Annotated in this window: 22 protein-coding genes and 1 rRNA gene; 3 read left to right on the top strand and 20 right to left on the bottom strand. The window is 65.7% G+C overall.

The genetic code is table 11. The features are described 5' to 3' along the window. Positions 1-88: ribosomal RNA gene (locus RMCN_RS12750) — 16S ribosomal RNA — on the bottom strand; the annotation flags it as partial. 321 nt (positions 89-409) lie between these two features. Next, positions 410-1,663 (bottom strand): UDP-N-acetylglucosamine 1-carboxyvinyltransferase, encoded by a 1,254-nt coding sequence (murA, locus tag RMCN_RS12745; RefSeq protein WP_064403877.1) that lies wholly within the window; start codon positions 1,661-1,663, stop codon positions 410-412. A gap of 69 nt (positions 1,664-1,732) precedes the next feature. On the opposite strand from murA, the gene RMCN_RS12740 reads away from it, so the two are divergent. After that, positions 1,733-2,299 (top strand): cob(I)yrinic acid a,c-diamide adenosyltransferase, encoded by a 567-nt coding sequence (locus RMCN_RS12740; protein ID WP_067389640.1) that lies wholly within the window; start codon positions 1,733-1,735, stop codon positions 2,297-2,299. A 40-nt stretch (positions 2,300-2,339) separates the two neighbouring features. Here RMCN_RS12740 and RMCN_RS12735 read toward each other — a convergent pair whose 3' ends face one another. From RMCN_RS12735 to fadD1, 16 genes are all read right to left on the bottom strand, one after another. Further along, on the bottom strand, positions 2,340-2,786 hold the full coding sequence (locus tag RMCN_RS12735; protein WP_064403879.1) for a DUF2550 domain-containing protein: 447 nt from the start codon (positions 2,784-2,786) through the stop codon (positions 2,340-2,342). A gap of 9 nt (positions 2,787-2,795) precedes the next feature. Then, positions 2,796-3,161, bottom strand: coding sequence for a F0F1 ATP synthase subunit epsilon (locus RMCN_RS12730; protein ID WP_064347140.1), 366 nt, complete (start codon positions 3,159-3,161; stop codon positions 2,796-2,798). A 2-nt stretch (positions 3,162-3,163) separates the two neighbouring features. Next, a complete protein-coding gene (gene atpD, locus RMCN_RS12725) occupies positions 3,164-4,690 on the bottom strand; it encodes a F0F1 ATP synthase subunit beta (RefSeq protein WP_067389638.1) in 1,527 nt (508 codons plus the stop codon). Between the two features lie 21 nt (positions 4,691-4,711). Beyond that, positions 4,712-5,638, bottom strand: coding sequence for a F0F1 ATP synthase subunit gamma (locus tag RMCN_RS12720; RefSeq protein WP_064413587.1), 927 nt, complete (start codon positions 5,636-5,638; stop codon positions 4,712-4,714). 13 nt (positions 5,639-5,651) lie between these two features. Then, positions 5,652-7,298, bottom strand: coding sequence for a F0F1 ATP synthase subunit alpha (gene atpA, locus RMCN_RS12715; RefSeq protein WP_064403882.1), 1,647 nt, complete (start codon positions 7,296-7,298; stop codon positions 5,652-5,654). Between the two features lie 44 nt (positions 7,299-7,342). Then, positions 7,343-8,674, bottom strand: coding sequence for a F0F1 ATP synthase subunit B/delta (locus RMCN_RS12710; RefSeq protein WP_067389635.1), 1,332 nt, complete (start codon positions 8,672-8,674; stop codon positions 7,343-7,345). Between the two features lie 3 nt (positions 8,675-8,677). After that, the gene (locus RMCN_RS12705) at positions 8,678-9,196 is read right to left on the bottom strand and encodes a F0F1 ATP synthase subunit B (RefSeq protein WP_064413585.1); all 519 of its coding nucleotides are present in this window, start codon (positions 9,194-9,196) and stop codon (positions 8,678-8,680) included. An 8-nt stretch (positions 9,197-9,204) separates the two neighbouring features. Continuing rightward, entirely contained in the window at positions 9,205-9,453 is a 249-nt protein-coding gene (locus tag RMCN_RS12700; protein ID WP_064347125.1) for a F0F1 ATP synthase subunit C, read from the bottom strand. Between the two features lie 65 nt (positions 9,454-9,518). Beyond that, the gene (gene atpB, locus RMCN_RS12695; protein ID WP_067389632.1) at positions 9,519-10,274 is read right to left on the bottom strand and encodes a F0F1 ATP synthase subunit A; all 756 of its coding nucleotides are present in this window, start codon (positions 10,272-10,274) and stop codon (positions 9,519-9,521) included. After that, a complete protein-coding gene (locus RMCN_RS12690; RefSeq protein WP_067389629.1) occupies positions 10,274-10,726 on the bottom strand; it encodes an ATP synthase subunit I in 453 nt (150 codons plus the stop codon). The genes atpB and RMCN_RS12690 overlap by 1 nt, the downstream gene beginning before the upstream one ends. A gap of 237 nt (positions 10,727-10,963) precedes the next feature. Beyond that, positions 10,964-12,172, bottom strand: a complete 1,209-nt coding sequence (locus RMCN_RS12685; RefSeq protein WP_064413602.1) for a glycosyltransferase family 4 protein — start codon at positions 12,170-12,172, stop codon at positions 10,964-10,966. Between the two features lie 11 nt (positions 12,173-12,183). Beyond that, positions 12,184-12,837, bottom strand: a complete 654-nt coding sequence (locus tag RMCN_RS12680; protein WP_067389627.1) for an L-threonylcarbamoyladenylate synthase — start codon at positions 12,835-12,837, stop codon at positions 12,184-12,186. After that, entirely contained in the window at positions 12,834-13,715 is an 882-nt protein-coding gene (gene prmC / locus RMCN_RS12675; protein ID WP_067389624.1) for a peptide chain release factor N(5)-glutamine methyltransferase, read from the bottom strand. Before prmC ends, RMCN_RS12680 begins: the two co-directional genes overlap by 4 nt. Further along, a complete protein-coding gene (gene prfA, locus RMCN_RS12670; protein ID WP_067389622.1) occupies positions 13,712-14,803 on the bottom strand; it encodes a peptide chain release factor 1 in 1,092 nt (363 codons plus the stop codon). The genes prmC and prfA overlap by 4 nt, the downstream gene beginning before the upstream one ends. Positions 14,804-14,890: 87 nt before the next feature. Beyond that, positions 14,891-15,118: a 50S ribosomal protein L31 gene (gene rpmE, locus RMCN_RS12665; RefSeq protein ID WP_064347106.1), complete on the bottom strand. Its 228-nt coding sequence runs from the start codon at positions 15,116-15,118 to the stop codon at positions 14,891-14,893. Between the two features lie 246 nt (positions 15,119-15,364). Then, on the bottom strand, positions 15,365-16,933 hold the full coding sequence (gene fadD1 / locus RMCN_RS12660) for a fatty-acid--CoA ligase FadD1 (protein WP_067389619.1): 1,569 nt from the start codon (positions 16,931-16,933) through the stop codon (positions 15,365-15,367). A 101-nt stretch (positions 16,934-17,034) separates the two neighbouring features. On the opposite strand from fadD1, the gene RMCN_RS12655 reads away from it, so the two are divergent. After that, the gene (locus RMCN_RS12655; protein WP_067389616.1) at positions 17,035-17,640 is read left to right on the top strand and encodes a TetR/AcrR family transcriptional regulator; all 606 of its coding nucleotides are present in this window, start codon (positions 17,035-17,037) and stop codon (positions 17,638-17,640) included. Between the two features lie 5 nt (positions 17,641-17,645). Here RMCN_RS12655 and RMCN_RS12650 read toward each other — a convergent pair whose 3' ends face one another. Further along, positions 17,646-18,236 (bottom strand): maleylpyruvate isomerase family mycothiol-dependent enzyme, encoded by a 591-nt coding sequence (locus RMCN_RS12650; RefSeq protein WP_067389649.1) that lies wholly within the window; start codon positions 18,234-18,236, stop codon positions 17,646-17,648. A 67-nt stretch (positions 18,237-18,303) separates the two neighbouring features. On the opposite strand from RMCN_RS12650, the gene RMCN_RS12645 reads away from it, so the two are divergent. Then, the gene (locus tag RMCN_RS12645; RefSeq protein ID WP_064413578.1) at positions 18,304-18,753 is read left to right on the top strand and encodes a MarR family winged helix-turn-helix transcriptional regulator; all 450 of its coding nucleotides are present in this window, start codon (positions 18,304-18,306) and stop codon (positions 18,751-18,753) included. Positions 18,754-18,763: 10 nt separating this feature from the next. Here the strand turns inward: RMCN_RS12645 and rho are convergent, their stop codons facing one another. Then, positions 18,764-20,689, bottom strand: coding sequence for a transcription termination factor Rho (gene rho, locus RMCN_RS12640; protein ID WP_067389613.1), 1,926 nt, complete (start codon positions 20,687-20,689; stop codon positions 18,764-18,766). Positions 20,690-20,924 lie beyond the last annotated feature (235 nt).

Here is a 20,924-nt window from a genome sequence, read left to right as displayed (position 1 = left end):
TACCCCCGAAAGGGCCTTTCCGTTCGACTTGCATGTGTTAAGCACGCCGCCAGCGTTCGTCCTGAGCCAGAATCAAACTCTCCAAACAAAAACGTTCAGAACAATCTGACCAAACAGACACCAAAAACTGGCATCAAAAAACACCACACCCACAAACGGGAAAACAGGGCATGGCAAAAAACAACAACAAACAAAAACCACCAAACACACTATTGAGTTCTCAAACAACACACCCGCTTTTGGGGCAACCCTGCCAGTCTATACCGATCTGGACAGAGACGTCAAACCCCGTCCTCCAGTCCGATTGGCCTGGGGCCGTGGGCTTCTCACAAGAGGATACGCCAGTCGGAGACAAACCCCAAAACAGGCTCCCGAGACGGGATTGACGCGCGCGGCACCCGTGTGCGGATCAGCTGACGCGCTCGATTTCAGCGCCCAGGCTCTTGAGATTCTCGACGAACAGCGGATAGCCGCGGTCGATATGGAAGACGTCGTGGACCTCGGTGTCGCCGTCGGCGACCAGCCCCGCCAGCACGAGCCCGGCGCCGGCCCGGATATCCGACGACCAGACTGGCGCACTGGAGAGCTGCGAGATGCCCCGGACCACCGCGTGATGGCCGTCGGTCCTGGCATCGGCGCCCAGCCGCACCATCTCCTCGACGAATCGGAACCGCGCCTCGAACACGTTCTCCGTGATCATCGACGTGCCGTCGGCAATCGACGCCAAGGCGATCGCCATCGGCTGCAGGTCCGTCGGAAAGCCGGGAAAGGGCAGCGTTGCGACGTTCACCGCCTTGGGACGCTCGTACTGGACCACCCGGAACCCGTCGTCGGATTGCGTCACGGTCGCCCCGGCGTCGTGCAGCTTGTGCAGTACCAGCTGCAGATGCTGCGGGTCGACGCCGGTCACCGAGATGTCGCCATGCGTCATTGCGGCGGCGATCCCCCACGTCGCGGCCACGATTCGGTCGCCGATCACCCGATGCTCGGTGGGATAGAGCCGGTCCACGCCGGTGATCGTCATGGTCGGCGTGCCCGCGCCGGAGATCTGGGCGCCCATCTGGTTGAGCATCGCGCAGAGATCGACGACGTCGGGTTCACGCGCGGCGTTGTGGATGGTCGTGACACCCTCGGCGACGACGGCGGCCATCAGGATGTTCTCCGTCGCTCCGACCGACGGAAATTCCAGCTGGATCTCGGCGCCGCGGAGGTGGTCGGCCTCGGCCACGACGCAGCCGTGCTCGATGTTGCACCGCGCCCCCAATTGACGAAGGCCGGCTTGGTGCATGTCCAACGGCCGGGAGCCGATCGCGTCCCCTCCAGGCAGCGCGACCTTGGCCCGTTTACAGCGGCCGACGAGCGGGCCCAAGACGCAGACCGAGGCACGGAACTGCCGCACGGCGGCAAAGTCGGCGTCGTACTTGGGTTCGTCGGGCGAGGTGATCCGAACGACGTCACCATTCAGTTCGACAGTCGCCCCGAGACCTCGGAGTACCTCCGCCATCAGCGGTACATCGAGGATGTCCGGACAATTCGTGATCGTGCTGGTGCCTTCGGCCAACAAGGTCGCGGCCATCAGCTTCAACACGCTGTTCTTTGCTCCCCCGACGGCAACTTCGCCAGATAACCGGTTTCCGCCGGTCACCACGAATCGCTCGCTCACGCGGGTTAGTCTAAACAGCGCCGCGGGCCATGTCAGTTTCCTCGGCTACGGGTCCGGTACGGTTTGACCATGGCGGTTCATCTCACCCGGATATACACGCGTACGGGCGATGACGGCACCACGGGCTTGAGCGATTTCAGTAGGGTGTCAAAGAATGACGCCCGCCTCGTGGCGTATGCCGATTGCGACGAAGTCAACGCCGCCATCGGCGTTGCCATCGCCTTGGGAAACCCCGACGAGCAAATGTCGAAGGTACTCAAGCAGATTCAGAACGACCTCTTCGACGCGGGCGCTGATCTTTCGACTCCGGTGGTCGAGAAGCCCGAACACCCACCGCTGCGGATCACCCAAAGCTATATCGACCGGCTGGAAGCCTGGTGCGACGAGTTCAACGAACCGCTGCCCGCGCTGAATTCGTTTGTGCTGCCCGGCGGTACTCCCCTGTCCGCGCTACTGCATGTGGCTCGTACGGTTGCCCGGCGCGCCGAACGATCCGCCTGGGCAGCGGTCGAGTCTCACGGCGATTCAATCACCGTATTACCTGCGAAATACCTGAACAGGCTGTCGGATCTGCTCTTCATCCTGTCCCGGGTCGCCAATCCGCACGGCGACGTGCTCTGGCAACCGGGCGGATGAGCGCCCGCGGCAAGACCGAACAGCGGACTCCGAAAACGGATTAGAAGCTTCGGCGTCGCGCGCGAGGCGACGGCCGGGACTCCAACCAGGACAGAAACGCCGTCAGCGCACCACGATCCAGCGCGATCTCGTAGCCACGACGACGTTCGGGGCTGGTGTCACGCAACTCGAGCACCACGATCTCATCTGTCATGATGTCGAACTCGTCGCCGCGCGGACCCCGTCGCGACACGATCTCCAGCCCGCGGCGGCTCAACCGGCGATCCGGCCACCAGCGCAGGCTCGACAACCGGTAGAACCCGGCTTCGCCTCCGCGATAACGCATTACACCGTGACGCCAACCTTGACCGCCGACGGCGGGTACGTCCCGCAGGATCGCGGCTGTACCGCCCACCTGCCGTAGCTTCCACAGCCGGTAGCACAGCACGATGACCACGAAAAGCAGCACGCAGATGAGCGCGACCATGATGAACATGAGCGCGCTCATCGGTTGCCGCTAGTCGAGTTGACCCAGGGCGCGAAGCCTGGCTCGACCCTTTGCCGCAACTGCGGGATCGTCGGATTCGGAGTCCTGCCGCGCACGGTCGCCATCGATCTCGGACTCGAGCTCGGCGGACTCCGCAAGGATGATCACGCCTTCACCGGTGACCGACATGAATCCGCCGTCGACGGCGATACGCAGATCCTCTTCGCCCTCTCGCTCGACGCGCACCATGGCGTCGTCGACGAGCTGAGCAACCAACGGGATATGGCGGGGCAGGATGCCGATCTCACCCGCAGTGGTGCGGGTAAACAGGAACGTCGCCTTACCCGACCAGATTTCCCGCTCGACGGCGACAATGTCGACGTCCAAATCCGCCATCGCTATTCGTCCTTGTCGGAATCGTCGCCCTTGCCCGCGTCACCGTTCGAGTCGGTCTGAGCCGGGGCGCCGTCACCGCCGCCGGCATCCATCTTGGCGCCGAGGCTTTCCGCCTTCTTCTCCAGATCCTCGAGACCACCGATGAGGAAGAACGCCTGCTCCGGCAGATGGTCGAAGTCGCCCTTGGTCAGCTTGTCGAACGCCTCGATGGTCTCCTTCAGGGGAACCGTCGAGCCCGGCTGACCGGTGAACTGCTCGGCCGCCATCATGTTCTGCGACAAGAAGCGCTCGATCCGGCGGGCCCGCTGCACCAGCTGCTTGTCCTCTTCGGCCAACTCGTCGATACCGAGGATCGCGATGATGTCCTGAAGGTCCTTGTAACGCTGCAGGATTCGGATGACCTCTTGCGCGACGCGGTAGTGCTCGTCGCCGACGACGCTCGGGTCGAGGATCGTCGAGCTGGAGGCCAGCGGGTCCACCGCCGGGAAGATTCCCTTGGAGAACACCGACCGGCTCAGCTCCGTCGTGGCGTCGAGGTGCGCGAACGTCGTCGCGGGCGCCGGGTCGGTGTAGTCGTCGGCCGGAACGTACACGGCCTGCATCGAGGTGATCGAGTGACCACGGGTCGAGGTGATCCGCTCCTGCAGCTCACCCATCTCGTCGGCCAGCGTCGGCTGGTAACCCACCGCGGAAGGCATGCGGCCCAGCAGCGTCGAGACCTCCGAACCCGCCTGGGTGAACCGGAAGATGTTGTCGATGAACAACAGCACGTCCTGGCCCTGCTCATCACGGAAGAACTCGGCCATCGTCAACGCGGACAACGCCACTCGCATACGCGTGCCGGGCGGCTCGTCCATCTGACCGAACACCAGCGCCGTGTCCTTGAGCACGTCGGCGTCGGCGAGCTCGACCCACAGGTCGTTGCCCTCACGGGTGCGCTCCCCCACGCCGGCGAACACCGAGGTGCCGCCGAAGTTGCGGGCGATGCGGTTGATCATCTCCTGGATCAACACGGTCTTGCCGACGCCGGCGCCGCCGAACAGTGCGATCTTGCCGCCGCGGACGTACGGGGTCAGCAGGTCGACGACCTTCAGGCCCGTCTCCAGCATCTCGGTCTTGGGCTCGAGCTGGTCGAACGCCGGCGGCTTGCGGTGAATCGACCAGCGGTCGAAATCCTTGCCGTAGCCGGGCTCGTCGAGGCAGTCACCCAGCGCGTTGAACACGTGGCCCTTGACGCCGTCGCCGACGGGCACCGAGATCGAGCTGCCGGTGTCGGTCACCTCGACACCACGCACCAGGCCGTCGGTGGGCTGCATCGAGATGCAGCGCACGAGGTTGTCGCCGAGGTGTTGGGCGACCTCGAGGGTCAGCGTCTTCGCCAGGTCCTTGTATCCGATTTCGGCGTGCAGCGCGTTGAACAGTTCCGGCACGGAATCGCGCGGGAACTCAACGTCGACGACGGGGCCGGTGACACGTACGACGCGGCCCGCGGTGTCGGTGCTGGTCGCTTTTTCAGCAGTGGCAGTCATTGTCTTCTTCGCTTTCTGGGGCTACTTCTTGGCGGCGTCCGCAAGCGCGTTCGCGCCACCGACGATTTCGCTGATTTCCTGGGTGATCTGAGATTGCCGCTCGCGGTTGGCCATCAGGGTCAGATCCTTGATGAGATCGTCGGCGTTGTCGGTTGCCGACTTCATGGCGCGTCGGCGAGAAGCCGACTCCGACGCCGCCGCCTCGAGCAGCGCGGCGAAGATGCGGGTGGAGATGTAGCGCGGCAACAGGGCGCCGAAGAGCGTCTCGGCGTCCGGCTCGAAAGAGAACAACGTGTGCAGACCGGTGTCCTCTTCGCTGTACTCCACCTCCATCGGTGCGATCCGGCGTGCGATCGCCGACTGCGACAACATCGACTTGAACTCGGTGAAGACGATGTGCAGTTCGTCGACGCCGAGAACATTGTCCGCTCCGGGATCGTCGCCTTCGTCGTCCATCCCGGCTGTGAACGCGTCGACCAGCGTGCTCGCGATCTCCTGCGCGTTCTCGTAGTCGGGGCGCTCGGAAAAGCCCGTCCACGACTGTTGGATGTCCCAGTTACGGAAGCTGTAGTAGCCGAGAGCTTTTCGGCCCACCACGTACAGGACCGGTTCCTTGCCCTCCGAACGAAGAAGCGAAAACAGCTCCTCGGACCGCCGGAAGATGTTCGCGTTGTACGCGCCGGCCAGACCTCGGTCCGAGGACACCACCAACACGGCAGCCCGCCGAGGATTCTCACGCGGGACGAGCAGCGGGTGATCCAGTGCGCTCGCACTCGCGAGTTCGGTGAGCATGTTCGTGATCTCGCGGTCGTAGGGCCGAGCCGCCTCGACTCGGGCCTGCGCCTTGGCGATGCGCGACGTCGCGATCAGCTCCTGGGCTTTGGTGATCTTCTTGATCGAGCCCGCGGAGCGGATGCGGCCGCGCAATTCGCGCAGTGTGGCAGCCATCTGTGTTCAGGCCTTACTTCTTCTTCGGTGCGGGCTTGCGAACCTTCACCGATTCCTTTTCGACGTCTTCTTCGTCCATCGCCTCGACATGCTCGTCGGGCACGACCGAGCTGCCGTCGGTGGTAGCGAAGCCCTTCTTGAAGTCGTTGACGACCTTCTCGAGCTTCTCCTCCAGCTCCTCCGAAAGCTTCTTGCTCTCCCGGATCTCCTTGAGGATGCCCTCCTGCGACCCCTTCACGTGGTCGAGGAATTCCCGCTCGAACTTCTGAACGTCTTCGACGGGAACGGAATCCAGGTGGCCCCTGGTGCCGAGGAAGATCGCGACCACCTGTTCCTCGACCGGCATCGGGCTGCTCTGCGGTTGCTTGAGCAACTCGACGAGCCGGGCGCCGCGGTCCAGCTGCGCCTTCGACGTCTCGTCCAGATCGGAGGCGAACGCGGCGAACGACTCGAGTTCGCGGTACTGCGACAGGTCCAGACGCAGCGAGCCGGCCACCTCTTTCATTGCCTTGATCTGCGCGGCACCACCGACGCGCGACACCGACACACCGACGTTGATCGCCGGGCGCACACCCTGGTTGAACAGGTCGGTCTCCAGGAAGCACTGACCGTCGGTGATCGAGATGACGTTGGTCGGGATGTACGCCGAGATGTCGTTGGCCTTGGTCTCGATGATCGGCAGACCGGTCAGCGAGCCACCGCCGAGCTCGTCGGAGAGCTTCGCGCAGCGCTCCAGCAGGCGCGAGTGCAGGTAGAACACGTCGCCCGGATATGCCTCACGGCCCGGCGGGCGGCGCAGCAGCAGCGAGATCGCACGGTACGCCTCGGCCTGCTTGGTCAGGTCGTCGAACACGATCAGCACGTGCTTGCCGTCGTACATCCAGTGCTGAGCGATGGACGAACCCGTGTACGGCGCAAGCCATTTGAAGCCGGCCGAGTCCGATGCCGGCGCGGCGACGATGGTCGTGTACTCCATCGCGCCGCCCTCTTCGAGCGTCTGCCGCACGCTGGCGATCGTGGTGCCCTTCTGGCCGATCGCCACGTACACGCAGCGGACCTGCTGATCGGGATCGCCGGTCTCCCAGTTCTGCCGCTGGTTGAGGATGGTGTCCACGCACACCGCGGTCTTCCCGGTTTTGCGGTCGCCGATGATCAGCTGGCGCTGTCCACGACCGATCGGGGTCTGCGAGTCGATGGCCTTGATACCCGTCTGCAGCGGCTCGCTCACGCCCTGGCGCTGCACCACCGACGGCGCCTGGAGCTCGAGGGCGCGACGTTCGGTCGTCTCGATCTCGCCGCGGCCGTCGATCGGCTGGCCCAGCGGATTGACCACGCGACCGAGGAAGCCGTCACCCACCGGCACCGAGAGCACCTCGCCGGTGCGCTTCACCTGCTGGCCTTCTTCGATCTTCTCGAAGTCACCGAGGATGACGGCGCCGATGCTGTGCTCGTCGAGGTTCAGCGCCACGCCCAGTACGCCACCGGGGAACTCCAGCAGCTCCTGGGTCATCACCGACGGGAGACCCTCGACGTGAGCGATGCCGTCGCCTGCGTCGATGACGGTGCCGATCTCTTCGCGCTCGGTGTCCGCCTCAAAGCCGGAGACATACTCCTCGATCGCGCCCTGGATCTCATCCGCCGAGATCGTCAACTCTGCCATGTTGTTCTGTCTTCCTACTTCGTGTGGGTCTCGTGTAGTGGGGGTCAGTCGGGTAAGCGGGTCTCGGCCGCCGCCAGCTTCGACGCCAGCGAACCGTCGATCACCTCGTCGCCGACGGCGATCGTCAAGCCGCCGAGCAGTTCGGGGTTCACGTCGAGCTGGATCGACACCGGACGACCGTAGATACGGGCGAGCAGTTCGGTGAGCCGCCGGCTTTGGGCGTCGCTGAGCTCGGCGGCCGCGCGAACCTGCGCGACGACTTCACCGCGTCGCGAGACGGCAAGATTCGCGAGTTCGCGAACGGCCTCGTCGGCGCGCTCCCCGTGCAGTAGATCGAGCGTCTGACGCAGCAGGTCGGCGGTGTTCTTGCTGGCCCGGCGCCCAAGCACGTTGTTCAGCAATCCAATTCGGCCCTCGAGTGGGGCGGTGTACTCGCCCAGCAGCGAGATCAGGCGGGGCTCGGAATCGAGGATGCGGCTGAACCGGAACAGCTGGTCTTCGACGTCCTCGATCTGTCCCTCCCCCTCGGCCCGCACCAGAAGGGCCAGCCGGGCGAGGTGCTGGATGCTGTGAATCAGATCGGACGTGGCCGACCAGCGCTGCGACACAGCGGTTTTGATGAGGTCGAGCGCGGGGTCTGAGACCTTCCCCGAGAGCAGCCGCTCGACGAGCTGAACCTTGGGCTCATCAGCGCTCGAGGGATCGGCCAGGTGCCGGGAGAGCACGGGCTCGCGGCGCAACAGTTTCGACGTCGACGCCAGATCGTCGGCCACCCGCGTCAGTGCGTCCGCATCCAGACCGTTGGCCGCTCCGTCGAACCGCTCGACCAGCTGACCAAGAGAGTCGCGGCTGGCGGCCCGAAGCTTCGCCGTGACGACGTCGGTGAACGTCGTCGTCGACGGGGCCATCTCGTCGAGCTCGGCCAGGAAGCGGTCGACCGTCGCGGACTGTTCGGCACCATCGGACACGAAGTCGCGCACGATATCGCCGGCCCGCTGTACCGATTCGGCGCCCAGGCTTTGCCGCAGCTCGCGGACGAGCTGTTGACGCAGGAGCTGGACTTGTTGGGCCCCTAGCGTTTTGATGCGTTCCAGCTCGACGTCGGCCTGTGCGCGCAGCTGCTCGGCGATGATTCCGGCATCCTTGCGGGCCTCTTCGATCACCTCCGCAGCCTCGGCCTTGGCCTGTTCCAGGGCCTTTGCGTGCTCGGTATCGGCGTCGGCCACCTTCTTCTCGGCCTCGGCGTGCTCGGCCAGTTGGTTACGGACCGTCTCCTGCTGCGTCCTCATCATGTTGCGCACCGGCGGCACAACGTATCTGACGACCACGAACACAATGATGGCGAAGCCGATGAACTGGCCGATGAAGGTCGACATTCGTCAGCGCTCCCGTCCTGTCGCGACCGGCACCGTGCGCGTCGCCACGTCGACGCCGAGCACCCGACTCGCGAGGTTGGCAGCCAACGTCTCCACCGACGACTGAAGATCGGCCGTCAGAGCCCGCGACTGCTGTGTGAGCTGCTCGTTCGCCTGTTGCAGAAGTGTCGACACCTCAGCGTTGGCGCGAGCCCGCGCGTCGTCGACGATCTTGCGACCCTCAGCACGGGCTTCCTCACGGACCGTCGTCGCCTCGCGGCGGGCATCCGCCATCACGTTGCGATAGTCGGCGTCCGCGGCAGCCCGCAACTGGGCTGCCCGTTTGTTGTCCTCGGCCGTCTTGTACACCATCGCTTCGCGCTCGTGCAGGACCCGGGAAATCGGGGGCACGACCCACTTGGCGATCACTCCGAGCACGATCAAAAAGATCAGCAGCACGAAGATGAAGGTGCCGTTGGGGATGAGGAAGTTGCTTTGACCGCCTCCCTCAGCCGCCAACAGAACGACGTTCGAGTCAACCATGACCGGCTTTAACCCCCGACCGGCGTGGCGAACACGAACAGCGCCATGAACGCCAGGTTGATGAAGTACATGGCCTCCACCAGACCCACCGTGATGAAGAACGGGACGAACAGTCGACCCTGAGCTTCCGGCTGGCGGGCTACGCCGTTGACCAGAGCGCTACCGACGACACCGTCGCCGATCGCGGCACCGATGGCGCCGCCGCCCAGAAGAAGTCCACCGCCGATGAGCGCTCCGGCAGCGATAGTGGGATCCATTCCTTATCCTCCTTGATATCTGGTAGCAGTCCTACCAGGTGGTTTTGTCGAGCATTTCCGCGTGGTCAGTGATGTTCGTCCTCGAGTTCCATCGACTGGCCGAAGTACAAGATCGTCAGCAGCGCGAAGATGAACGCCTGGATGGCGCCGATGAACAATTCGAACATTTTCCACAGGGCGTTCGGCGCCCACAGGATGTAGGCCGGGAACAACGCGATGATCGTGACCATGATGCCGCCGGCGAAGACGTTGCCGAAAAGTCGGAGGGACAACGAGACTGGCTTGGCGAGCTCCTCGACAAGGTTGATCGGGGCGAGGAACGCCACGTGTCCCTTGAGCAGTCGCACCGGGTGGCCGATCGGACCCCGGCGCCAGAACCCGGCGGCGTGGTAGCAGAAGAACACGAACAGGCCGAGCGCCACAACGAAGTTGATGTCGGAGGCGGCGGGTTTGAGCAGTTCGTGGATACCGGTCTCATCGCTGTACTGCCACGGGAAGACCGACAGCCAGTTCGCGATCAGGATGTAGACGAACAGCGTCACAGCCAGAGGCAGCACGAACGGCGCGATCCTCATACCGATCGCGGACTCGACCTGGTTACGCACCTGCACGGTGATGGCTTCCCAGAAGAGCTGCACTCCGCTGGGCACACCCGTCGACGTCACCTTCGCGCGCAGGTAGAACGCCAGCGCCAGCACGATCACAGCGGCGATCGACGCGGAGAGCAACGTATCGGTGTTGACAGTCAGCCCAAACCAATTGGCCTCGGTATGCGTGCCGACGTGAATTCCGGAGTCGGCGGCGAGGATGGTTTCGGTCATTACTGGGCGGCCTCCCCTTGGGGTCCAACGGTGTCAGTCGGGCTGCCTGCGCGCAGCTTCCGCGCGACGGGCACTGCGGTCGAGAACACGAGCAGCATCTGGAACAACGCCATTCCGAAGACCACGCCCAGTCCCTCGGGACGGAACACGAATGCGATCACCAGTCCGATCACCGTCAGGACCATCAAGCGGATCGCGGAATTCACGGCCATCTTGCTCTTCAGTGGATGAGCGTGGGCGGTGATCCGCAGGGCGGATCGTCGTACCAGGATTGCGTTGAACAAGCCGAGACCCAAGCCGATGCCGAAGAAGATTCCGACCATCGGGTGGCCCAGCAGGGCGGTCGCCACCGTGGCGAGGACGGTCAGCGCGAGGCAGATCACCGAGAGCCGCAACGGGCGGAACGCAACGGATGGCAACACCAATGGCGCATCTTGCGCTGGCGTCGTCACAACTTCACCTCAATCCGCGGTTCACGCTGGCTGCCCCGATGATTTGCGTGCGTGGCGCCCTGAGCGTATCGGAGGGCGTTTGGCTCGCTGGAATCACCCACGGGGCAGCTCCCTTTGTCGGTCGTGGTTCCGGTCCGATCGGTGGTGTACCGATGGTCCGGGGGCCGGCAACCCGCGAGGTTTTTTCGGGTTCTGAATGCACCCTAACACATGGTGGGAGGCATAAAAGGAGGTCTACTACTTTTCGTCGTACATCGGCTGGAATTGGCCGTTTCGCCGACGGAGAAGAGGGATCAAAGTGACGACGACGGCGACCAGAATCGCGGCCAGCATGACGGCTCCGCTGTAACGCGGATCGAAGAAGATGGTGCTGGCCGCGCCGAAGCAGACGATGCTCACCCACAGATAGATCACCAGGACCACGCGCCGATGCGAATGGCCGATCTGGAGCAACCGGTGATGCAGGTGCATCTTGTCCGGTGTCGTGAAGTGCACGCCGGCGCGGGTACGTCGGATGATCGCCAGCAGGGTGTCGAGGGCGGGCACGAACATGACCGCGACCACGAGCAGGAACGGCGACAGCAGCGCGAAGACGTCACGCACCCCGTAGGCGGTCTGCGAGATGGGACCGGCGGCCGTGGTCGCCGCCGCCGCGAGCATCAGGCCGATCAGCATCGACCCGGAGTCACCCATGAAGATCTTCGCGGGGTGGAAGTTGTGCGGCAGGAATCCGAGGCACACTCCGGCCAGCACCACGGAGATCACCGCGGGCGGATAGAACAGGACGTCGCCGCCGTGGTCGCGCAGCAGCCCCACCGAGAAGATGCAGATCGCGGATGCGGTGATCAGCCCGAGGCCGGCCGCGAGCCCGTCGAGACCGTCGATGAAGTTCATCGCATTGACGATCGAGACCGTCAGCGCCAGCGTCAGGAGAATCGACGACACCTGATCCAGGACGATGGTGCCGACGCCGCCGATCGGGATGTAGAGCACGCTCCACGCCACCCCCATCGTGACGAGCACACTGGCCGCGGTGATCTGGCCGGCGAACTTGGTCAGCGAGTCCAAGCCCCAGCGGTCGTCGATCAGGCCGACGACCATGATCAGGCCACCGGCGACGACGACGGCGGGCATGCCCGTCGAGTAGACGAACCCCCGCGTCAGGGCCGGGAGCTGGGAGGCCAGCAGGACCGCGAACGCGACGCCGATGTACATCGCAAGCCCACCCATTCGCGGGATCGGTTGCGCGTGCACATCTCGGTCGCGCGGGATCGCGACGGCCCCGAAGCGACGCGCCAGGACCCGGACCCATCCGGTCGCGAAGTAGGTGATGATTGCCGCCGTCAGTCCGACCAGCGCGAGCTCCCGGATCGGTACGCCCGCACCGCGATCGTTGAGTGCCAGCAGCGTGTCGGTGGCATAGACCACCGATGAACCGTACTGCACGAAAGTCAATCTCAGTCCGTCAAAGTCGTCGGCTCGACATCCAGCACCGTCGCGATCGCCTCGACATCGACCGGGCCTTCGCGTAACACGCGCGGATGCGCGCCGGTGAGGTCGACGATCGTCGACGCCGCCTGCCGCTCGGATGGCCCGGCTTCCAGATACACCTCGACCTGCTCGCCCAGTTGTTCGCGCGCCGCTTCCGCGGTGACGGCCGGGGGGCGTCCGGAGACGTTGGCACTCGAGACCGCCATCGGTCCGACCGCGCGTAGCAGTTCGATGGCCACCGGATGCAACGGCATACGCAGCATCACGGTTCCCTGTGCGTCGCCGAGGTCCCAATGCAGCGACGGCGCCTGGCGCACCACCAAGCTCAGTGCGCCCGGCCAGAAGGCGCGGATGAGCTCGCGTGCGCTGGCGGGCACGTTGTAGACCAGGCCTTCGATCGTGTGCCACGAGCCGACGAGGACGGGCACCGGCATGTCGCGGCCGCGCCCTTTGGCGGCGAGCAGGGCGGCGACGGCTTCTCCGTCGAATGCGTCGGCGCCGACGCCGTACACGGTGTCCGTCGGCAACACGACCAGGCGGCCGCCCTTGAGCGCGCTGATCGCCGACGCGATACCGGTGTCACGCTGGTCGGCGTCGGAGCAGTCGAACAACTGACTCATGCCGCGGATCCTCCTTCGGAAGTCCTTCGTGCGGTCACGAACCGCGGCCGCCCGGCGAGATCGCGCCGCGCGGTGATGTCATCGAAACGCGTTGATCGACGGAAACATCCGACGGTGCGTTCCGAGGTCGTGTCGTCGTGTTCGACGGCCACGAGCCCGCCGGCGCGCAGCCACCGACCCGCGAGACCCGAGATCGCCTCGATCACCCGCATCCCGTCGGGTCCCCCGAACAATGCGTGGGCCGGATCGTGTTCGGCCACTTCGGGTTCGAGCTGCGCACCGTCGGGAATGTAGGGCGGGTTCGCGATGACGAGGTCGACCGCACGGTCGAGTTCGGGCAGCAGTGCGGGTTCGGTCACGTCGGCGCAGACGATCTCGACGGCCGTGCCGGCCAAATTGCGTCGCGCGTATTCGAGCGCCGCGTCGGAATCCTCGACGGCGATGATGCGCGCGTCGGGCCGGCCCTTCCACAACGCGAGTGCCAGCGCACCGCTGCCCGTGCACAGGTCGACGATCACCGGGGCGTCGGGCAACCGTTGTGCCAGAGCCCATTCCAGCAGGACTTCGGTCTCGGGACGCGGGATGAACACGCCGGGGCCGACGTGCACGTCGACCGGTCCGAACGCGGCGGTGCCGACCAGGTGCTGCAGCGGGATGCGTTGGGCGCGTCGCGCGATGAGACTGTCGTATCGTTCGGCGAACTCCGGGCCGGCCTCGGTGAACCGCAGACGGCCCCGGTCCACCCCCAACACGTGCGCGGCCAGCAGTTCGGCGTCGACGCGCGGTGCCGCGACACCCGCTTCGGCCAGCGCCGTCGCAGCGGCGTCGATGGTCTGGCTCAGCGTGGTGGGTGCCGGCGCCGGGCTGGGCCGGATCATGTGGCCTGCAGTCTCGCTTGCTTGTCGGCGGCGGCCAGCGCGTCGAACAGGTCGTCAAGCTCGCCGTCGAGCACCTGGTCGAGGTTGTGCGCCTTGAAGTTGATTCGGTGGTCGGCGATCCGGTTCTCCGGGAAGTTGTAGGTGCGGATGCGTTCGCTGCGGTCGACGGTACGAATCTGGCTGGCGCGGTCGGCCGACGCGTCTGCCTGCGCCTGCTCCTCGGCCACCGCCTGCAAGCGCGCCGCGAGCACCTGCATCGCACGGGCCTTGTTCTGCAGCTGCGACCGCTCGTTCTGACAGGTGACGACGATGCCCGTGGGCAGGTGGGTGATGCGCACGGCGGAGTCAGTGGTGTTGACGCCCTGGCCTCCCTTGCCCGACGACCGGTAGACGTCGACGCGCAGATCCGATTCGTCGATCTGCACCTCTTCGACCTCTTCGGGCTCGGGATACACGAGCACGCCGGCCGCGGAGGTGTGCACGCGGCCCTGGGACTCGGTGACGGGGACCCGCTGCACGCGATGCACGCCGCCTTCGAATTTCAGCCGCGACCACACGCCGTCGGCGGAGTCGCCCTTGCTGCGGATGGACAGTGTGGCGTCCTTGTAGCCGCCGAGATCGGAGAAGGTCTCGTCGAGCACGGTGACGGTCCAACCGTGGCGCTCGGCGTAACGGATGTACATGCGGGCGAGGTCGGCGGCGAACAGCGCGGATTCCTCGCCACCCTCGCCCGACTTGACCTCCAGGACGATGTCGTCGGCGTCGTGCGGGTCGCGGGGCGCCAGCAGGTCGGTCAGCTGGGTGTCGAGTTGCTCGACGGTGGCCACCAGCTCGTCGACCTCGGCCGCGAACGACGGGTCGTCGGCCGCCAGCTCCCGTGCGGCCTCCAGGTCGCCGCGGGCGGCCTCGAGCTTGCGGTACGTCGCGACGATGGGCGACACCTGCGCGAACCGCCTGCCCACCTTGCGGGCGCGAGCGGCGTCGGCATGCAGGCCCGGATCGCTGAGCTGGCGTTCGAGGTCGGCATGCTCGGCCAGCAGCGTGTCGATCGCGCCTCCGGGCTGAGCCGGGGTTTCAGCGCGAGCCATGTCGACCTCCTCTCCGTAGCCACTCGCGAACGCAAACCGGCGCCCGGCCTGGCCGCTGATGCGGCAGAACGGGCGCCGGAACGGAAGCTACTTGTCGGCAGCCTTGTCCTTGCGCTTGCCGTAGCGCTTCTCGAAGCGCGCCACCCGGCCGCCGCTGTCGAGGATCTTCTGCTTGCCGGTGTAGAAGGGGTGGCATTGCGAGCAGACCTCGACGTGGATCTGTCCGCTCTGCTTGGTGCTCCGGGTGGTGAACGTGTTGCCACAACCGCAGTGCACGGTGGTCTCTACGTAATCGGGGTGAATACCCGTTTTCATGGTTTCCTCTTCGATCGTGCCCCGGGTCGCCCCTCCATACTGGAGGTGACGGGCGTGAACCGGAACTTCAGGGTCGGCGGTCCATTATGCCAGCTAGGGCCGCCAAGTGCCTAAACGCGTGCGCACCGGGCGGTATTCCGCTGCCGCCTCGACCGTCGCGCTATTCCACCTCTGGGCCGAACGTGGGTTACCCGCACGCGGCGCGGCGGTTTGGCGTGACATAACCCCACACTCGCGGCTAGACGGCTAGACAGGCAGGAACCTGCTGCCGTCACGCCGCCACAGCGTCCTGCCGTCGGGTGTAACGCCTCGCGCGACCAGCTCACGCTTGAGAATCTTGTTGGTCGCGGTGCTCGGCAGCTCGTCGGCGACCCACACGTAGCGCGGCCAGGCCTTCGGCGAGAGGTCTCGCTGAGCCGCCAGGAACTGCTCGAACGTCTGCGGATCGAGTTCGGCGTCGTCCTGCAGCACCAGGGCGGCCATCACCTGGTCGCCGACGAGCTCGTCGGGCACCGGATAGACCGCGACGCGGTTGACGGCCGGCAGCCGCAGCAGGATCCGCTCGATGGGCGCGGTCGCGAGGTTCTCGCCGTCGACCCGCATCCAGTCGGCGGTTCGTCCGGCCAGGTAGATGTAGCCGTCGGCGTCGCGGTACGCCAGATCTCCCGACCAGTACATGCCGTGGCGCATCCGCTCGTCGGTGGCGTCCGGGTCGTTGTAGTAGCCGCGGAACAGGCCACTGCCGTCGGTGTTGACGAGTTCGCCGATCGCCACGTCGGCGTTGGTCAACGCGCCGTTCTCGTCGAACTCCGCGACCGGGCACTCGGTGACCGTGTCGCTGTTGTAGATCGCCACGCCTGGAAAGCCTTGTCCGATGGAGCCTTTCGGCGTGTCGGGGGTGCGGGTGATGATCACGGCGTTCTCGGTCGAACCGAAGCCGTCGTCGACGGTGACGTCGAAGCGCCGGCTGAACTGCTCGATGTCGCGGTCGGTGGCCTCGTTGCCGAATGCGACGCGCAGCGGATTGTCGCGATCGTCGGGCTGCTCGGGAGTGGCCAGAACGTAGGCCAGCGGTTTGCCCACATAGTTCATGTAGGTCACGCCGTGGCGTCGGATGTCGGCCAGGAACCTGGACGCCGAGAACTTGGCGGGCACCATCGCGGCCCCGGCGACGAGCGCGGGCGCCCATCCGCCCACCACAGCGTTCGAATGGAACATCGGCATCGAGAGATAGCAGACGTCGTTTTCGGTGAGTTCGAACTTCTCGGCCAGGGCGTTGCCGGCGAACAGCACCATGAGGTTGGCAACCTGGACGGCTTTGGGGTCACCGCTGGTGCCCGAGGTGAAGATCATCATGAACGTGTCGTCGACGGCGGCTTCGCGGTGCGGAGTGAACGTCGTCGCGGTGGCCAGGAAGTCCGTCCAGGCGGTGCTCGACGTGTCCAGCACCGTGACGCCCGGCAGGTCCAGGCCGTCGAGCAGCGGACGGTGTTCGGCGTCGGTGATCAGGAACTGGCAGTGCACCTTGGTGACGTCTCGCGTCAGGGCCTCACCGCGGCGCGTGGTGTTGATACCGCACACCACATAGCCCCCGAGGCCGGCCGCCGCGAGCGCGATCAGCATGTCGGGGGTGTTGCCGAGCAGGACCCCGACGTGCAGGGGACGGTCCGGGTCGGCGGCGCCGATGAGGGCGGCGGCCTGCGTCCTGGCCTCGGCGACGTATTGGCGGTAGGTCCAGGTGCGGTCCTCGTGCCGGATGGCGACGGTGTCGCGGTCGGCGCGCTCGTTGAGCAGCTGCTGGAGCGTGTCCGCCATGGCTCACCTTCCGACAGTGAACAGATTCGCGATTCTGTCTACCATGACACAATGCTCCGATCGCCCCGCTCGAGGGCGAGGTTAACGGAGGAGCCCACCTGGTGACGAGCGGCGCCGCCACCAAGAGCGTTCGCGATCGACTGATCGACGCGGCCGAGGTCTGCCTGCGCGCCAAGGGAATCCGCTCGACCACGGTGTCGGAGGTGGCCGAGGTGGCGGGCGTCTCCCGCGGCTGGCTGTACCGTCACTTCCCCGACAAGGTCTCGCTGCTGGGTGCGGCGATCGTGCGGCTCAACGAGGCCTACTGGTCCGAGGCGCACGAGATGCTCGAGCGCGTCGAGGGCCTCGACCGGCAACTCGCCGCCGGGGTCCTACACGGACGAACGGCCTATGACGACCCCGGCACGTTGCTGATGAAACTGCGCATCGACGAGCCCGAGGAGTTCGCCGCCTGCGCGGGCGCCGGTGTGCAGGGGCTGGTGCCCGACCTGGCCGACTTCTGGTCGCGCTACCTGATCGCCGCGCGGGAGTCGGACGAGATCCACCCCGACACGGATATCGCTGAGGCATCGGAATGGCTTGCCCGCGTGCTGATTTCGTTTGCCACCGTTCCCGGCAAGACGCTCGACCCCAGCGACGGAGACGCGGTGCTGCGGCACCTGCGCCGCTATGTCATGCCGGGCCTGCGAGCCGGTCCCGCCGCCTGATTCGTCTACGCGACGTCGATGGTGATCACGGGCCGGCCGACGAGCGTCATGAGGATGTCACGGATCGGCGCCTGGACTCGTCGGCCCTCGCCGGCCTGGAATTCGGCGTCCGTCGCGGCGAGTTGCACGCCACGAAAGCGTTGCTGCGCCTTGAACGGAAAGCCCATCGTCCACACCCGTTCGGCCGCCGCGACCGCCGCGTCGACGGGCATGGGACGGTCGATCCCGAGTGGCACGGCGATGTCCTGGGTGTGCACCAGTACATCCATCAACGGGTCCAGTTCGGAGGTTCCCGGTGGACGCTTACGTGATCCCCGCATGGCGCGCAGCGCCGCTGTCAGCTCGGCAGGAGTTCGCTTGTCCTGCACCGCTACTCGATAGATCATCGCGTTGAACCGGAAGCCGGATCGCAGCAGTTCGAACAGCAACCTCGGCTTGCCGGATGCGGAGTGCGTGATGTGCGCGGCCACGTGGCGAACGGTCCACCCCTCGCACAGGGTCGGTGTCGACCACTGTGCGGGCTCGAGACCATCGAGCATGTCGGCAAGGCTCGCACGCTGCTCATCGATATGCCGCCAAACGGTGTCGCAATCCACGGCCACCCCTCCAGTTAGTCAGGTGTCCTGACGAATATAGTCAGGTATCCGTACTAAGGTCAATGGGGTGAGTGACTGGGTGAGCACGGCGACGTTGATGTTCATCGGCCATCGCGCCGCCGAGGCGCGCGTCATGGAGGCATTGGCCGCTGCCGGTGCCGACGACATCACCCTTGCGCAGTCGAGGCTCATGCAGCGCCTCGATCTGCGGCAGGTGAATTCGAACGGGATGCGGCTCACCGATCTGGCCGAGCAAGCACGCGTCACCAAGCAGACCGCCGGCGCACTGATCGACCAACTGGAACGGTCCGGCTATGTCGTGCGCACGGCGGACCCCACGGATGCGCGCGCCCGGCTGGTCACATTGAGCGACAAGGGCATGGCGGTGTGCCGGACCGCGGGCGCCGAGATAGCCAAGCTCGAAGACGAGTGGCGACGTTTCCTCGGCGACCGCCGGTTTCAACAGCTTCGCGACGCGCTGACGGCGCTGCGCGAGATCACCGACCCCTATCGATGAGTGGTTCCGGCTAGTCGGCGTCCATCGAGCCCGGAGCGGTCTTGGAGACCTGCACCAGGAACTCGTAGTTGTTCTTGGTCTTGCGTAGCTGGCTCATCAACAGGTCGATGGCCTGGTGCGGATCCAACCCGGACAACACCCGACGCAGCTTGTGCACGATCGCGAACTCGTCGGGCGACAGCAGCAGCTCATCCTTGCGGGTGCCGGACGGGTTGACGTCGACGGCCGGGAAGACGCGCCGCTCGGCGATCTTGCGATCGAGCTTGAGCTCGGCGTTACCGGTGCCCTTGAACTCCTCGAAGATCACCGTGTCACCGGTCGACCCGGTCTCCACCATCGCGGTGGCGACGATGGTCAGCGAGCCGCCCTCTTCGATGTTTCGGGCCGCGCCGAGGAACCGCTTCGGCGGATACAGCGCGGTCGAGTCGACACCACCGGACAGGATGCGCCCCGAGGCCGGCGACGCGTTGTTGTACGCGCGGCCGAGGCGGGTGATCGAGTCCAGCAGTACGACGACGTCCTTGCCCTGCTCGACGAGCCGCTTGGCCCGCTCGATCGCCAGCTCAGCGGCCTGGGTGTGATCGGACGGCGGCCGGTCGAACGTCGAGGCGATGACCTCGCCCTTGACCGAGCGCTGCATGTCGGTCACCTCTTCCGGACGCTCGTCGACGAGCACCACCATCAGGTGGCATTCCGGATTGTTGGTGGTGATCGCGTTGGCGATGTCCTGGAGGATCGTGGTCTTACCGGCCTTCGGCGGCGACACGATCAGCGCGCGCTGACCCTTGCCGATCGGCATGATCAGGTCGATGACGCGGGTGGTCAGCTTCTCGGTGTTGGTCTCCAGGCGCAGCCGCTCATTCGGGTAGAGCGGCGTGAGCTTGTTGAACTCCGGCCGCTTCTTGGCCTCCTCCACCGGCTTGCCGTTGACGGTGTCCAGGCGCACCAGCGGATTGAACTTCTGCCGCGGGTTCTTGTCGCCGCCTTCTCCGTCTCGGGGCACCCGCACGGCACCGGTCACGGCGTCACCGCGGCGCAAGCCGTTCTTGCGCACCATGTTCATCGAGACGTACACGTCGTTCGGGCCGGCCAGATAACCGGAGGTGCGGACAAACGCGTAGTTGTCGAGAACGTCGAGGATGCCGGCGACGGGCTGAACGACGTCGTCCTCACGCAGTTCGGTATCGCGGTCACCGCCGCCGCCGTCACCGCCGCCGCGCTCACGGCGCCTGCGGTCCCGGAACCGGCGACCGCGACGACCGCCACGGCCCTCGCCGTCGTCGTCGTTGTTGCCGCCGCCGCGGTTCTGGCCACCCTGCTGGTCGCCGCCCTGCTGCTGATCACCGTCGGACTTGGTATCCGACTTGTTGGACTGCTCGCCCTTGTTGGACTGGTCGCTCTGGCGATCGCCGGTCTTGGCGTCGGAAGCGGCGTTGTCCGGCTGGTCGCCCGAAGCGTCGGGTGCGCCGGTTCCGCGCGACGCGCCACGACGCTCGCGGCGACGGGGCTGTTGCTCGGCGTCGGTGTTGGAACCGTCGCCACTCTGGGCGCCCGACTCGGCGTTCGGAGCATCTTTGGCGGGTTCGGCGGTCTTGGCCTCGCTGGTCGGAGCCTCACCACCGGCGGATGTCTTTCCGCGGCCGTTCGAGTCGCCGCGCCGCTCACGGATGGCGGCGACCAGTTCGCCCTTGCGCATACCGGATGCGCCCTCGACGCCGATTTCCTTGGCCAAGGCACGCAGTTCGGGCAGCACCATGGTCGACAGCGAGCCGCCGCGGTTGCCGGAAGCGACCTCGGCGGTCGGTGCTGTTTCCGCGGTCGGCGTCGCGTTCGGCGCCTCGGCCGCCGCAGAAGTTGAGGTGTCTGAACTCACGGCGTTTGGCAGCTCACTGGTTTCGCTGCTGCCCCCAGCCGTGATCAGGTCCGTTTCAGTCACGGATTTCCTTTCTTTCCCTCGCAGATCGAGTCGTGCGGGGGTTCGGTGCGATCAGTCAATCCACTGAACGCATGGGCTCCACCATTGCCCCTGCAACGGTGATGGGCGGGCCTCGCCGGTATTCGACGAACCGTCAATCCGCGCGCAAATCACGGGGAAAATGGGTGGTGTCCTAGTGTCGGCGCAGGTAGAGACGCTGCGATTGCCTGACGACAGCGAGAATATCCCGCATCGG

Source organism: Mycolicibacterium novocastrense, from assembly GCF_001570485.1.
GTDB classification, from domain to species: Bacteria; Actinomycetota; Actinomycetes; order Mycobacteriales; family Mycobacteriaceae; genus Mycobacterium; species Mycobacterium novocastrense.
The sequence above is the reverse complement of the archived record's forward strand: the minus strand, read 5'-3'. Positions and strand labels throughout refer to the sequence as shown.

Coding starts and splice junctions, on each gene's coding strand:
- RMCN_RS12720 (WP_064413587.1), bottom strand. CDS start 5,638: ATGGCTGCCACACTGCGCGAATTGCGCGGCCGCATCCGCTCCGCGGGC.
- RMCN_RS12680 (WP_067389627.1), bottom strand. CDS start 12,837: ATGAGTCAGTTGTTCGACTGCTCCGACGCCGACCAGCGTGACACCGGT.
- prmC (WP_067389624.1), bottom strand. CDS start 13,715: ATGATCCGGCCCAGCCCGGCGCCGGCACCCACCACGCTGAGCCAGACC.
- atpD (WP_067389638.1), bottom strand. CDS start 4,690: ATGACTGCCACTGCTGAAAAAGCGACCAGCACCGACACCGCGGGCCGC.
- RMCN_RS12700 (WP_064347125.1), bottom strand. CDS start 9,453: ATGGATCCCACTATCGCTGCCGGAGCGCTCATCGGCGGTGGACTTCTT.
- RMCN_RS12735 (WP_064403879.1), bottom strand. CDS start 2,786: ATGAGCGCGCTCATGTTCATCATGGTCGCGCTCATCTGCGTGCTGCTT.
- atpB (WP_067389632.1), bottom strand. CDS start 10,274: ATGACCGAAACCATCCTCGCCGCCGACTCCGGAATTCACGTCGGCACG.
- prfA (WP_067389622.1), bottom strand. CDS start 14,803: ATGGCTCGCGCTGAAACCCCGGCTCAGCCCGGAGGCGCGATCGACACG.
- RMCN_RS12730 (WP_064347140.1), bottom strand. CDS start 3,161: ATGGCGGATTTGGACGTCGACATTGTCGCCGTCGAGCGGGAAATCTGG.
- atpA (WP_064403882.1), bottom strand. CDS start 7,298: ATGGCAGAGTTGACGATCTCGGCGGATGAGATCCAGGGCGCGATCGAG.
- rpmE (WP_064347106.1), bottom strand. CDS start 15,118: ATGAAAACGGGTATTCACCCCGATTACGTAGAGACCACCGTGCACTGC.
- fadD1 (WP_067389619.1), bottom strand. CDS start 16,933: ATGGCGGACACGCTCCAGCAGCTGCTCAACGAGCGCGCCGACCGCGAC.
- RMCN_RS12740 (WP_067389640.1), top strand. CDS start 1,733: ATGGCGGTTCATCTCACCCGGATATACACGCGTACGGGCGATGACGGC.
- RMCN_RS12710 (WP_067389635.1), bottom strand. CDS start 8,674: ATGTCGACCTTCATCGGCCAGTTCATCGGCTTCGCCATCATTGTGTTC.
- RMCN_RS12705 (WP_064413585.1), bottom strand. CDS start 9,196: ATGGTTGACTCGAACGTCGTTCTGTTGGCGGCTGAGGGAGGCGGTCAA.